The sequence below is a fragment of the Streptococcus sp. KHUD_014 genome, from assembly GCF_051106275.1.
Classification (GTDB): Bacteria; Bacillota; Bacilli; order Lactobacillales; family Streptococcaceae; genus Streptococcus.
Window position 1 is genome coordinate 878,935 of the sequence record NZ_CP193666.1, and the last position, 14,608, is coordinate 893,542.

At 38.7% G+C, this 14,608-nt stretch carries 10 protein-coding genes and 1 other annotated feature; of the genes, 9 read left to right on the top strand and 1 reads right to left on the bottom strand.

Annotated features, from left to right (window positions below; genetic code table 11):
- The first annotated feature begins 40 nt into the window (after positions 1 to 40).
- The 5 genes from ACORHT_RS04260 to prsA all read left to right on the top strand — a co-directional run bounded on the left by ACORHT_RS04260 (position 41) and on the right by prsA (position 5,796).
- Complete coding sequence (locus ACORHT_RS04260; protein ID WP_434350725.1) at positions 41 to 1,189, top strand: hypothetical protein; 1,149 nt, start codon at positions 41 to 43, stop codon at positions 1,187 to 1,189.
- 92 nt (positions 1,190 to 1,281) lie between these two features.
- Positions 1,282 to 2,238: a competence protein CoiA gene (locus ACORHT_RS04265; RefSeq protein ID WP_434350726.1), complete on the top strand. Its 957-nt coding sequence runs from the start codon at positions 1,282 to 1,284 to the stop codon at positions 2,236 to 2,238.
- An 18-nt stretch (positions 2,239 to 2,256) separates the two neighbouring features.
- Complete coding sequence (gene pepF / locus ACORHT_RS04270) at positions 2,257 to 4,059, top strand: oligoendopeptidase F (RefSeq protein ID WP_434350727.1); 1,803 nt, start codon at positions 2,257 to 2,259, stop codon at positions 4,057 to 4,059.
- Between the two features lie 5 nt (positions 4,060 to 4,064).
- Positions 4,065 to 4,778 (top strand): O-methyltransferase, encoded by a 714-nt coding sequence (locus tag ACORHT_RS04275; RefSeq protein WP_434350728.1) that lies wholly within the window; start codon positions 4,065 to 4,067, stop codon positions 4,776 to 4,778.
- A 76-nt stretch (positions 4,779 to 4,854) separates the two neighbouring features.
- Complete coding sequence (gene prsA / locus ACORHT_RS04280) at positions 4,855 to 5,796, top strand: peptidylprolyl isomerase PrsA (RefSeq protein WP_434350729.1); 942 nt, start codon at positions 4,855 to 4,857, stop codon at positions 5,794 to 5,796.
- Between the two features lie 50 nt (positions 5,797 to 5,846).
- On the opposite strand, the gene ACORHT_RS04285 is transcribed toward prsA, so the two are convergent.
- A complete protein-coding gene (locus tag ACORHT_RS04285; protein WP_414273440.1) occupies positions 5,847 to 6,185 on the bottom strand; it encodes a helix-turn-helix domain-containing protein in 339 nt (112 codons plus the stop codon).
- A 139-nt stretch (positions 6,186 to 6,324) separates the two neighbouring features.
- Between ACORHT_RS04285 and ACORHT_RS04290 the strand changes: the two genes are divergently transcribed.
- The 4 genes from ACORHT_RS04290 to trpX all read left to right on the top strand — a co-directional run bounded on the left by ACORHT_RS04290 (position 6,325) and on the right by trpX (position 14,588).
- A complete protein-coding gene (locus ACORHT_RS04290) occupies positions 6,325 to 8,928 on the top strand; it encodes an SEC10/PgrA surface exclusion domain-containing protein (RefSeq protein WP_434350730.1) in 2,604 nt (867 codons plus the stop codon).
- 159 nt (positions 8,929 to 9,087) lie between these two features.
- Positions 9,088 to 10,299 (top strand): cell division peptidoglycan polymerase FtsW, encoded by a 1,212-nt coding sequence (gene ftsW, locus ACORHT_RS04295; protein WP_434350731.1) that lies wholly within the window; start codon positions 9,088 to 9,090, stop codon positions 10,297 to 10,299.
- Positions 10,300 to 10,323: 24 nt separating this feature from the next.
- Entirely contained in the window at positions 10,324 to 13,149 is a 2,826-nt protein-coding gene (gene ppc, locus ACORHT_RS04300) for a phosphoenolpyruvate carboxylase (protein WP_434350732.1), read from the top strand.
- Between the two features lie 96 nt (positions 13,150 to 13,245).
- Positions 13,246 to 13,461 (top strand) — a binding site (T-box leader).
- A 128-nt stretch (positions 13,462 to 13,589) separates the two neighbouring features.
- On the top strand, positions 13,590 to 14,588 hold the full coding sequence (gene trpX / locus ACORHT_RS04305) for a tryptophan ABC transporter substrate-binding protein (protein ID WP_434350733.1): 999 nt from the start codon (positions 13,590 to 13,592) through the stop codon (positions 14,586 to 14,588).
- The last annotated feature ends 20 nt before the right edge of the window (positions 14,589 to 14,608 follow it).

The window sequence follows — 14,608 nt, forward strand, 5'->3', positions numbered from 1 at the left end:
TCCATGCCAACAACCAATGTTTGTATAGGGAGGTAGTAGCATGACCAGTGTGCTAGTAGAAATCTATGATCGCCATTCTTTAGAGAAAAATGTTTATCCAGCCTTCGTGAGTGACTATGACGAGATCCTATTTCTTGCTAGGAAGAAAATCTCCGAAGAAGAAAAGTTGTCATTGAAACATTTTTTGACGAAGCAAGTCCCACGTATAAAACAGGTTCACTTTAGGCAACTAAGTCTTGAAAATCTAGCAGAGAATCTGGATATTATCCTCACAAATGACAAACAAATAACCTTTGATGTTTTTGGAGGCGACTCTTTACTAGCTCTATCTCTTTATCAGTATGCTTTGGACAGAAATATACCACTTCTTGCAATGGATGTTGACCATGGTCTACAGTATGATTGGAAGCTTGGAAAATTGGAGAAAAAGAACCTGGTGGTCCCAACTCTATCCATCCAGCAGTTGATTGCCCTACGTGGTGGTAAACTACTAAAGTCCAAGCAACCTTTCCATACGCCTAAACAAATTGCTGCTATCAAAAAATTGGCAAATAGCGCCCTTTCAAAACCAGAAGAATGGTTAAAAGTAACTCAATTTTTTGCTCTAGCAAAGACGAGTAATCTTCATTCTGAAACAGGGAAAGTGCTAGAGAATAATGGGAAACGTTATTATTACCCTAAATCCATCATTTCCTTATTAACAGATGCTGACTTGCTCCATATTGAAGAGGAAACTTCTAATCGCGTTAGTTATACTTTTTCTAGCCCCGAGGCCCAACTCCTTTGTCGTAGCAAAGGTCACATTTTGGAACTCTATCTCTATCTTTTAGCGCTAGAGTCAGAGTATTTTGATGAATGTATGATTGGAGCTGAAATTGATTGGAATGGTATTTTCCCTGAGGCTGATAATGTACAAAATGAGATTGATGTTGTACTTCGTAAAGGTCGGTCCATTGTTTTTATTTCCTGTAAAATGACAGACTTATCAGTAGAGGCGATTAATGAATTAGAGCTTTACGCCAATCATTTTGCTGGGGAAAGTTGTCTAAAACTAATTGTTTGTTCTGGGAAAATAAATCCAGCATATATCAATCGTTGCCATGAGTACGGAGTCCTAGTCATAAAAAATGATCAGATTTCTAACATCATCCCTATGTTGGAAAAGAAATTAAAAAGAAAAAGGGGATAAGATTCCTCTCTTAATTCGTTAAATAATCCATGAGGCTGGTTTGATCAGCCTTTTTCTTATCCTTTTCGAATAAAGTAGAAAAGGGGGTATAAATGTTTTTAGCCAGAGATGAAAAAGGAGGCTTAGTCAATGCCTTGGAGGATAAATTAGTTAAACAAAGCTATACTTGTCCAGCTTGTGGAGCTTTGGTTCGATTAAGAAAAGGGAAGAACCTACGGACGCATTTTGCCCATGTATCGCTCAAACAGTGCAACTTTTACTATGAAAATGAGAGTTCAGAGCATCTGGAAAATAAGGTTGCCCTTTTTAATTGGGCGATGAAAAATGACAAGGCCGAGCTTGAATGTCCCATTCCTCAACTAAAACAAATTGCAGATATTTTAGTCAATAAACAGCTTGCCTTAGAAGTTCAGTGTAGTCCTATTTCTCGCCAACTTTTGGAGGAAAGAAGCCTGGGATATCAAAAAAATGGCTACCAAGTACTTTGGCTAGTCGGTCAAAAACTTTGGTTAAAGGAACGTTTGACTCAGCTCCAAAGAGACTTGCTTTCCTTTAGTCAAAATATGGGCTTTCATCTATGGGAATTAGATCAGCAAAGGGACATACTACGCTTGAAATACATGATCCATCAAGATTTGAAGGGGAATCTTTATTATCAAATAAGGGAGTTTCCTTATGGGCAAGGCAATCTCATAGAGATTTTACGGCTTCCCTATCAGAAGCAAAGAATAGCAAGTATGGATGTATCACAAGATGAAACAATTTGCGACTATATTCGCCAACAGCTCTATTATAAAAATCCTTACTGGATGAGGAAACAGGGGGAGGCTTATGCTCAGGGGAAGAATCTACTGAATTTGGATGTTCAAGATTGGTTTCCCCAAGTAAGGCCTATAGAAAAAGGTCAATTTTGCCAGATAACTATAGATTTGCAGGGCTATTACAAAAATTTTCAGGCCTATTATCAACAAAATCCCAAAACTGACACACAAAAGCTCTATCCCCCAGCTTTTTATCAGCAATATTTCTTAAAAAATGTGGTAAAATAGAAAGGATGGAGGAATCTTATGGTATTACAACGAAATGAAATAAATGAAAAAGACAAATGGGATCTATCAACGATCTTTGCTACTGATCAGGCTTGGGAAGAAGCCCTCAACCAACTGTCAGAGGAAGTGGAAACAGTTGACCAATATGTAGGTCATCTTTTAGACAGTGCTCAGAGCTTGCTTGAAATTACTGAACGTTCTCTAGAGTTAGAGCGCCAGTTGGAGAAGCTTTATGTCTATGCGCATATGAAAAATGACCAAGACACGCGCGAAGCTAAGTATCAAGAATACTATGCTAAGGCTATGACACTTTATAGCCAGCTGGATCAAGCTCTTTCTTTCTACGAGCCAGAGTTTATGAAGATTACTGAGGAACAAATGACTGCTTTCTTGGCTGCTGAACCTAAACTTGAGCTTTATAAACACTTTTTTGATCAGCTCTTACAAAAGAAAGATCATGTTCTTTCACAGCGTGAAGAAGAATTGCTTGCAGGAGCCAGTGAAATCTTTGGTTCGGCAAGTGAAACCTTTGCTATTCTAGACAATGCTGATCTTACTTTCCCTTACGTTTTGGATGACGAAGATAATGAAGTGCAGCTCTCTCACGGAACCTACGTACGTTTGATGGAATCAAAAAATCGAGAAGTACGTCGTTGTGCCTATGAAGCACTTTATGCGACTTACGAGCAGTTCCAGCACACCTATGCTAAGACTCTACAGACCAATGTCAAAGTCCAAAACTACCGTGCTAAAGTTCGCAATTATGAGAGTGCTCGTCAGGCTGCTCTTGCGGCTAACTTTGTACCAGAAAGTGTCTATGACAATTTAGTGTCAGCAGTTCGCAAACACTTGCCACTCTTGCATCGTTATCTTGCACTACGTTCAAAAATCTTGGGTATTCCAGACCTCAAGATGTATGATGTCTATACACCACTTTCTTCAGTGGAATACAGTTTTACTTATGAAGAAGCCTTGAAGAAGGCAGAAGATGCTTTGGCAGTTCTTGGTGAAGATTACTTGAGCCGTGTTAAACGTGCCTTCAGCGAACGCTGGATTGATGTGTATGAAAATCAGGGCAAGCGTTCAGGTGCATATTCTGGCGGTTCTTATGATACCAACGCCTTCATGCTTCTTAACTGGCAGGACAATCTAGATAATCTCTTTACTCTTGTCCATGAAACTGGACACAGTATGCACTCTAGCTATACTCGTGAAACCCAGCCATACGTTTATGGAGACTATTCAATTTTCTTAGCAGAAATTGCTTCAACTACTAATGAAAACATCCTGACAGAAAAATTATTGCAAGAAGTTCAAGATGATGCAACACGCTTTGCAATCTTAAACAACTTCCTAGATGGCTTCCGTGGTACAGTCTTCCGTCAAACTCAGTTTGCTGAATTTGAGCATGCCATCCACCAAGCTGACCAAAATGGTGAAGTCTTGACTAGTGAATTCTTAAATGAGCTTTATGCCGACTTGAATGAAGCTTACTATGGTTTGAGTAAAGAAGACAATCCTGAAATTCAATATGAATGGGCCCGTATTCCACATTTCTACTACAACTACTATGTGTATCAATATTCAACAGGCTTTGCAGCAGCTTCAGCCTTGGCTGAAAAAATTGTTCATGGTAGCCAAGAAGATCGTGATCGCTATATCGATTACCTCAAAGCAGGGAAGTCAGACTATCCACTTAATGTCATGAGAAAAGCAGGCGTTGATATGGAGAAGGAAGACTACCTCAACGATGCCTTTGCTGTCTTTGAACGCCGTTTAGATGAGTTTGAAGCTCTTGTTGAAAAATTAGGATTGGCATAAGGCAGATGGTAAAGTCTTATAGCAAAAATGCCAATCACAATATGCGTCGTCCTGTTGTCAAGCATGAGATTGTTGAGTTCATGCGTCACAGACAAAAGCAAGTGACTGGCTCACTCAAGGAATTAGAGAAGTTCGCTCGTAAGGAGAATATTCCCATCATTCCTCATGAAACGGTTGCTTATTTCCGCTTTCTCATGGAAACCATGCAACCGAAAAACATCTTGGAGATTGGCACAGCAATTGGCTTTTCTGCTCTCCTGATGGCAGAGCATTCACCGGAGTCAAAGATTACGACAATTGACCGTAATCCTGAGATGATTGGTTTTGCCAAGGAGAATTTTGCTCGCTTTGATAGTCGCAAGCAGATTACCCTTTTAGAAGGTGATGCTGTGGATGTCCTTTCGACCTTAACAGAGTCCTACGACTTTGTATTTATGGATTCTGCTAAATCCAAGTACATCATTTTTCTACCAGAAATCCTCAAACGTTTGGAAGTTGGAGGAGTGGTAGTCTTGGATGATATTTTTCAGGGTGGTGATGTGGCCAAGGATATCATGGAAGTACGTCGAGGTCAACGAACTATCTATCGGGGCTTGCAACGACTCTTTGATGCGACTTTGGACAATACAGGATTAACCGCTACTTTGGTTCCTCTTGGGGACGGGATTCTCATGATAAGAAAAAATACAGCAGAGATTGAACTACCCGAGATTGATTGATTTTCAGATAAATTTAAGACAATTCAGTAAAATAGATAAGGTAATCGTTTTATCTTGTAAATTAAAAGGAGTAAACATGAAGAAAAAACTAATGGCAGGAGCCATCACCTTGTTGTCAGTAGCTACTTTGGCTGCTTGTTCCAATAGCTCTCAAGGAGCAGACTTGATCAGTATGAAGGGTGATGTGATTACAGAACATCAATTCTACGAAGAAGTTAAAAATAATCCAACTGCTCAACAAGTCTTGCTTAACATGACCATTCAAAAAGTTTTTGAAAAACAATACGGTTCAGAAGTTAGTGATAAAGAAGTAGATGATGCCGTTGCAGAAGAACAAAAGAAATATGGTGATAGCTATCAAACAGTTCTAGCTCGTTCAGGTATGACTGCTGAAAGTCGTAAGGCTCAAATCCGAACAAGTAAATTGGTTGAGTTTGCAGTGAAGAAGGCTGCAGAAGCTGAATTAACAGATGAAAACTATAAAAAAGCATTTGAAGAGTATACTCCAGAAGTAACGGCTCAAATTATTAAACTTGACAGTGAAGATAAGGCTAAGGAAATCCTTGCCAAAGCAAAAGAATCTGGAGCTGACTTTGCACAACTTGCAAAAGACAATTCTACAGATGAAAAGACAAAGGAAAATGGTGGTGAAATCACCTTTGATTCTGCTTCTACAGAATTGCCAGATGTCGTTAAGAAAGCAGCCTTTGCACTTGATGTCAATGGTGTTTCAGATGTCATCACTGCACCAGGAACACAAGCCTACACAAGTAGTTTCTACATTGTAAAACTAACTAAGAAGTCAGAAAAATCTTCAAATATAGAAGATTATAAAGAAAAACTCAAAACAATTATTTTGACTCAAAAACAAAATGATGCTACCTTTGTTCAAGGTGTTATCGGTAAAGAATTGACAGATGCCAACATCAAAGTCAAAGACCAAACTTTCCAAAATATCTTTACTCAGTACATCAAGGGTGAAGCAACTACTGACAGTAGCAGTAGTTCATCAAACTAAGAAAAAAACTATCTGCCTTTCTTATTTTAGAAAGGCAGATAGTTTTTTTGCTATTGAATTTCATTTAAAATTAGTAAGAGTGCATCTACTACTCGGGAACGTTGTTCTAATGGAAGTATCTTTAATTCATCAATAAGCCGTGATATTTTTGGATCTTCTTCTTTAAGTTGAATGTCAAAGAAGGTATCTAAGTCTACATCTAATGCTTCCATTACTTTTTCTAGTGTTTGAATTTTTAAGTTTGTTGACAGATTTTCTAGTTTATAAACATAATTTGTTCCTAAGTCAGCCATCTCCTCTAATTGTTCTTGAGTATATCCTCTTTCTAGTCTGAGTAAACGGATGCGTTTAGAAATGTAGTCTTGCAAATTACTTTTTTTGTTTACCATGTAGTACCTCGCTACTTACATAATACAGACAAACGACTGTATTTTTTAGACTTTAAATGGTTACATTTTGATAAAATGACTTTAAAAAGTTGTAAAATATGATATAATGAAGCTATAAAAAAATAATGAGGGGAAACCTATGAAAAAAGAATTGATTACTTTGACTGCAATAGCAGCAACTGGACTTGCAACGACTGTAAGTGCAAATGAGGTAACTGAACCCAATGTAGAAAATGCTGGTGGTGTGCGTACTGCTCAAACTGAGCCAGCGTTTAACATTACTGATGCTAAAAACGAACCAGCTTTGGTTGAAAAAGAAGCGCCAAAAAACGGAGATAAAGTTCCTACTAAGGAAGTCACTAAAGGACAAGTTGACGTGGCCAAGGATAAACTTGATAAATCTACCCAAGCAGTAGAAGATGCACAAGCTAAGAAAAGCCAAGCGCAGACTGAAGTAGGTAATGCTCAATCTGAAGTGGATAAGGCTCAACTAACCAAGGATAAAGCTACTCCAGAAAACATTGAAAAGCAAAAGCAATCAGTTGCTAGTGCTGGAAAAGGTAAAACTGACGCAGAAAAACAAGAAAAAAATGCTGAAAATGACCTTGCCAAAGCAAAAGAAGTTGTCGCAGATCAAGAAAAAGTGGTTAAGAAGTCTGAGAATAAGGTAGCAAGTGCCGAAAACGAAGTTAAAGACGCACAGACTAATGTAGATAGCGCACAAGCTATCCTTGACGGTACAGGTCAAGCGAAAGTTGTCGAAGAAAAGGAAAACGCTGAGACTTTCCAAAAACAAGCACAGGAACAGTTGACGAGTGCAGAGAAGGTCTTGGAACTAGCTAAGTCAGACGACAAGAATCTTGCAGATGCAATTTCAAGCGTCCAAAACAAGTTGACAGAAGCTAGTAAGGTAGTAGCAAGCACAGAGTCTACATTGGTTGATGCTACTAATAAAGCTGAACGGACACAAACTGCTCTTGAAAAAGCACAGGATACCTTTACTGTGGCTGAAAGCAACTACAAGGCTATCAACACTTTCCAAGTTACAGATACCTATGTTTCTGCCTTGAAATCCTATGTAAATAATCCTTATAACATTTTGGATGACAGTGCTAAGTGGAAAGAACATAGAGAAAAAGTAGAGTCTATCTTAAAGTCGGTTAACCAAGAAAATTTGAATTTGAATAAATTCAAAGGAAATGCAAATGATAAAGCTATCAGTGTTGATGCTAATAACTTGACAACCGAACAAATGACAGAACTTTCTCTATTTGCGAGTGATCTACTTAACCAAATCCGTGAGCGTTTTGGAACCCCTAAGACTGTTGTAACAAAAGGCATGGTAAAAGTAGCTGATGAAGTGACTGACGGTTATGTAGCTGACGGTTGGGAGTATGGAAAAGGACATGATAGCAAAGCAGTAAATAACGTGGCTCGTAAGTATGGATTGCCTGCTTATGAAGATGATACTCAACAATACCTTGAAAACTTAAACAGTATCAATAGTGGTGATGAAATTCATACTATGTATGATGCTAAAAAATGGGTTTATGAAAGTATTTCTGACTTACTATTTAATGGTTGGGAGTGGGCGCATGCTCAAAACCTAACAGGGTTATCGTCTGCTGGCGCTAATAAAGAATATCTTGGAGTGGACGTATCTAGTCGCCTTGGACGAACTAGCGCTCATTTCTTGACTGTATCAGACAAACAAGTTTCTGGCAATAAGCTAGATAAGACTGAAGTGCCTAATACTAACTCGGTAGAAAGCATTGTAAAAGCCTATAATACTGCTAAAACTGCCCTATTAAATGCTCAGACTGTAAATTCTCAAGCACAACGTGAAAAGACAAGTGCTTCGATTGCAAATATCAGAGCTAAAGGCGAGCAGGAAACAATTCAAAAACGATTAGATGCTCTTAAAACTACGCCTTTGAAAACGCCGACTGCTCAAAGCAAACTTGAACAAGCGCAAGACATCCTTGCTAATGCTAACAAGCGCTTAGAAAATGCTGAGAAAGCACTAGAGGCTTTGACTGCTGATGTGAAAATAAAACAAGAAAATCTTACTAATGCTAAGAATGTCCTTGCTCAAAAAGAAGCTAACCTTACTAATGCTAAGAACAACCTAGCAACTGAACAAGATAAATTGGCTGAACTCAAAGCACTAGTACAGACTGCTGAAAATAATCTTGAACTTGCTAAAGAAAAAGTAGCACAAGCTACTAAGACACTTGAAAAAGCTAAAGCTGACCTTGAATCTTTGCTTAACGCAGAGCCTAACCTTGCTAAAGCTAAGAAAGTCCTTTCTGAAAAAGAAACTATTCTTAAAGAGAAAGTAACTGCTTTGAAAGAAGCACAAGCTATCTTTGACGAATTGTTGAAAGAACAGAAACTCGACCAAGAGGTTTATGACAAACTCTTCGCCTTGTATAGTGCACAAGTAGAAGCTAAACGTTTAGCTGACCTTGCCGAAGCAAAACGTAAAGAGCTTGAAAAAGCAGGTTACAAACTAGTCCCTGTTTTGGATGAAAAAGGTAATATTGTTGATTATACGGTAGATAAAGTGACTGTAGGAACTAAAAATGATAAAACCTATCAAGCGCCTGCACAAGCTACAAATGCAAAAGCAGAACCTAAGAAACAGCTTCCAAATACAGGAACGAAAGAGTCAGGACTTTTAGCATTGCTTGGAGCAAGTGTTGGACTACTTGCTTTAGCTGGAAAACGAAAATATAGATAAAATAGAAAGGGCGTTACTGCCCTTTTTATGCTGTCTTAAGTAAAATTCGAATGTTTTCACTGTAAGAGTTTTTTTCTAGCCTAAAAAATGGTATAATAGCATGTAAAACTAGAAATAATAAGGGAAAATAAAAATATTTTTCCGAAAGATAGGTGACATATGAAAATAAGTAAAAGGCACCTGCTGAATTATTCAATTTTGATTCCTTATCTACTTTTATCCGTTTTAGGTTTGATTGTAGTTTATTCGACAACTAGTGCGACCCTTATTCAGGAGGGGGAAAGTGCATTACAACTAGTGCGAAATCAGGGGATTTTCTGGATAGCCAGTTTATTCTTAATAGCCTTAATTTATAAATTAAAATTAGGATTTCTCCGTAATGAGCGCTTGCTCTTTATCGTTATGTTTGTAGAACTGATATTGTTGGCTCTAGCACGTTTAATCGGTACTCCCATCAATGGAGCCTATGGCTGGATCAAGGTTGGCCCGGTCACGATTCAACCAGCAGAGTATCTAAAGATTATTATCATTTGGTACTTGGCTCAGCGTTTTTCAAAACAACAAGATGAGATAGCAGTTTATGACTTCCAAATTTTAACCCTTAATCAGTGGTTCCCAAGGGCCTTTAATGATTGGCGTTTTGTACTCTTGGTCATGATTGGAAGTTTGGCAATCTTCCCTGACCTTGGAAATGCAACTATCTTGATTTTAGTATCCTTACTCATGTATACCATTAGTGGGATTGCTTATCGCTGGTTCTCAACTATACTGGGACTACTGGCTGGTGCTTCCATACTTTCCTTGACCGCCATTCGGTTTATCGGTGTTGAAAAATTCTCAAAGATTCCTGTATTTGGTTATGTTGCCAAGCGTTTCAGTGCTTTTTTCAATCCATTTAATGACCTAGCAGGATCTGGGCATCAGTTGGCCAATTCTTATTATGCAATGGTTAACGGTGGTTGGTTTGGTCTAGGATTAGGAAACTCAATCGAAAAACGAGGTTATCTACCAGAAGCTCATACAGACTTTGTCTTTTCGATTGTGATAGAGGAGTTTGGATTTGTAGGAGCTAGTCTTATTTTGGCACTTCTATTCTTCTTAATTCTTCGCATTATTTTAGTCGGTATTAGAGCGAGAGATCCTTTCAACTCAATGGTGGCAATCGGTATTGGTGGAATGATTCTGATACAGGTATTCGTTAATATTGGGGGTATATCAGGCTTGATTCCTTCAACAGGAGTAACCTTCCCCTTCCTATCTCAAGGTGGAAACAGTCTCTTGGTCTTATCAGTAGCCATCGCCTTTGTGTTGAATATTGATGCCAGCGAAAAACGTGCCAAACTCTATCGTGAATTAGAAGCACAACTCTAAGACATAATATGACAAGGAGAAAAAATGTCTCTTCAAAAGTTAGAAAATTTTAGTAACAAAGCCGTCGTACAAGAAGAAGTGCAAATCTTGACAGAAATGCTAGAAGATATTACAAGAAACATGCTTGCGGCAGAGACCTTTGATAAAATCATGCAGCTAAAAGAACTTTCGACTGCAGCAGACTATCAAGGACTTGATAAAGTGGTAACTAGTCTATCAAACGACGAAATGGTTTACATTTCAAGATATTTCTCTATTTTGCCTCTTTTAATTAACATTTCCGAAGACGTAGATTTGGCTTACGAGATTAACCACCTCAATAATGTTGATCAAGATTATCTGGGTAAATTGTCAACAACTATCAAAATGGTGGCTGAAAAAGAAAATGCTAGAGAGATTCTCGAGCACCTGAATGTGGTGCCTGTTTTGACAGCCCATCCAACCCAGGTACAACGTAAGAGTATGTTAGACTTGACCAATCATATCCATACTCTTTTACGTAAATATCGTGATGTGAGAATGGGGCTCATTAACAAGGAAAAATGGCACAATGATCTTCGTCGCTACATTGAGATTATCATGCAAACAGACATGATTCGTGAGAAGAAACTGAAAGTAACCAACGAAATTACTAACGTGATGGAATACTACAATAGTTCCTTCCTTCAGGCTGTTCCTAATTTGATGCTAGAATACAAACGTCTAGCAAAGGAACAAGGAATTGACCTAAAACAAGCTAAACCAATTACTATGGGAATGTGGATCGGTGGAGACCGTGATGGGAATCCATTCGTGACAGCTGAGACGCTTATGCGTTCCGCTACCATTCAAAGTGAAGTAGTTTTGAACTACTATATCAGTAAGATTTCAAGTCTCTATCGCACCTTCTCTCTATCGACGAATTTGTCAAAAACAAGCCAAGCTGTTGAAGAAATGGCAGCTCGTTCTGGGGATACATCAGTCTTTCGTGAAAAAGAACCCTATCGTCGTGCCTTTCACTTGATTCAGTCAAAATTGATTCAAACTCTTTTGAATTTGAAAGAATGGTCAATCGTCGGTTCGACATCTGATGAACGTCATCCTGTTGAACGTTTGCTCGGTGCCAATAGCTATCAGCAAGGAGTCATTACAGATTACATTGGTAATCGTCTTTCAGGAGCAATTCAAGAATTGGCTGAGGATCGTCCTCCTTGCTATGAAACAGTCGAAGAATTTAAGCAAGATCTATACATTATTAAGGACTCATTACTTGAAAACAAGGCAGAGGCCTTACTCACAGGTGAATTTGCAGAACTTTTAGAAGCTGTAGAAGTCTTTGGTTTCTTCTTGGCTTCCATCGACATGCGTCAAGATTCAAGCGTCCACGAAGCCTGTGTAGCAGAATTGTTGGCATCTGCTGGAATCAATGACCACTATAGTGATTTATCAGAAGATGAAAAATGTGAATTGCTTTTGCATGAATTATTAGAAGATCCTCGAATCTTGTCTGCAACTCATGCTGAGAAGTCTGAACTTCTCGAAAAAGAACTGGCTATTTTCCAAACAGCACGTGAATTAAAAGACCGTTTGGGAGAAGACGTCATTCGTCAAACGATTATTTCTCATGCAACCAGCGTATCAGATATGCTTGAATTGGCTATTATGCTCAAAGAAGTCGGTCTTGTGGATGCTGAAAAAGCGCGTGTTCAGATTGTACCACTCTTTGAAACTATCGAAGACTTGGATCATTCTGAAGAAACTATGAGAAAGTATTTCTCTTTACCACTTGCTAAGAAATGGATTGCTTCTAAAAACAATTACCAAGAAATCATGCTTGGTTACTCTGATAGTAATAAGGATGGCGGTTATCTTTCCTCTTGTTGGACACTCTACAAGGCTCAACAACAATTGACAGCCATCGGTGATGAATTTGGAGTCAAAGTAACCTTCTTCCACGGTCGTGGTGGTACAGTTGGTCGTGGTGGTGGCCCTACTTATGACGCTATTGCCTCACAGCCACTGAAGTCTATCAAAGATCGTATCCGTTTGACCGAGCAAGGGGAAGTGATTGGAAATAAATACGGAAACAAGGATGCAGCCTACTATAACCTTGAGATGTTGGTTTCAGCAGCAATCAACCGTATGATTACTCAAAAGAAGAGCGACACTAATACTTCAAATCGCTATGAAGCAATTATGGATCAGGTTGTAGGTCGTAGCTATGATATATACCGTGAACTAGTATTTGGAAATGAACATTTCTATGATTATTTCTTTGAGTCTAGTCCAATCAAGGCGATTTCAAGTTTCAATATTGGTTCTCGACCGGCTGCTCGTAAAACCATCACTGAAATTGGTGGTCTGCGCGCTATTCCTTGGGTATTCTCATGGTCACAAAGTCGTGTTATGTTCCCAGGCTGGTATGGTGTTGGTTCAAGTTTCAAGGAATTTATCGATCAAGATCCTAAAAATATCGAAATCCTTCGTGACATGTATAAAAACTGGCCTTTCTTCCAGTCGCTTTTATCTAACGTAGACATGGTCTTGTCTAAGTCAAATATGAATATTGCTTTTGAGTACGCACAACTTTGTGAAAGTGAGGAAGTCCAAGCAATCTACTATACTATCTTGGATGAATGGCAGTTGACCAAGGATGTCATTTTGGCTATCGAAGGGCAAGACGACCTCTTGGCTGAAAACCCATATTTGAAAGCCAGTCTAAAATATCGCATGCCTTACTTCAATATTCTAAACTACATCCAGCTTGAGTTAATCAAGCGCCAACGTCGTGGAGAGCTATCTACGCATGAAGAAAGATTGATTCATACAACCATTAACGGAATTGCTACTGGATTGCGTAATTCAGGCTAATTTCTATCGTGTTTTTCAAAAAATCCGTAGGAATTTTACATTTTTTAAAAAATAATTCATAAAATCACTTGACAAGTTTTAGTAAAATGATATAATTTAACCATTCAGAAAGTAATCATTGAAATTTTTTAGAGAGTCTGTGGTTGGTGGAAACAGATAGATGAAGGTGATGAAAATTGGGCTGAATGTTATAATGAATTTGAAATCATAAGAATTCGGTACGCACACCTTACAGTGCAACTCGTGTAGCGAGTAAGAGCGATAGGGATATTCCCTATAATTGAGGTGGCACCGCGCATCGACGTCCTCACACAAGTTTTTTGTGTGAGGACTTTTTTCTATGGGGAGGATAATGATGGAATTCAAACGATGGCGACGCTTGGTTAAGCGATTTAAAAGGTAAAATTAGAAGTAAGAATTGAAAAATAAGGAGAAATAAAATGAATAAACGATTAATGGGAATTATTGCAGCATTAGCGGTTTTAGTTGGTGGAAGCCTAATCTACTCTACTCTAACAAAACAAGAAACAAAGACCGAAACAACTAATAAGACAGCCAAGGTTGGTGTTCTTCAGTTTGTCAGCCATCCATCACTCGACTTGATTTACCAAGGTATTCAAGATGGACTTGCTGAAGAAGGCTATAAAGGTGACCAAGTTAAAATCGACTTTATGAACTCAGAAGGTGACCAAAGTAAGGTTGCGACAATGAGTAAGCAGTTGGTGGCAAATGGAAATGATGTCGTTGTCGGTATTGCAACACCAGCAGCTCAAGGTCTTGCAAGTGCAACAAAAGACCTTCCTGTTATCATGGCAGCTATCACAGACCCAATTGGTGCTAACCTTGTACAAAACTTGGAAAAACCAGGTGGGAACATCACTGGAGTTTCTGACCACAACCCTGCTCAACAACAGGTTGAATTGATCAAGACATTGACTCCTGATGTCAAGACGGTTGGAGCCCTTTACTCAAGTAGTGAAGATAACTCTAAATCACAAGTTGAAGAGTTCAAAGCTTACGCTGAAAAAGCTGGTTTGAAAGTCGAAACTTTTGCAGTTCCATCAACTAACGAAATTGCTTCAACAGTTAATGTTATGACTGGTAAAGTAGATGCAATCTGGGTTCCAATTGACAACACAATCGCATCTGCGTTCTCAACTGTAGTATCAAGTAATCAAACAGCTAAAAAACCAATCTACCCAAGTGCGACTGCCATGGTAGAAGCAGGTGGTTTGGCATCAGTCGTTGTGGACCAACACGATCTTGGTGTTGCTACCGGTAAGATGATTGCCAAAGTCTTGAAGGGTGAAAAACCTGCAGATACACCAGTTAATGTCTTCTCAACTGGTAAATCAGTTATCAATAAAAAAGTGGCTCAAGAACTTGGAATCACTATACCTGAATCAGTTCTTAAAGAAGCTGGTCAAGTAATTGAATAAGAATGTAGGAGGAGTTGGAG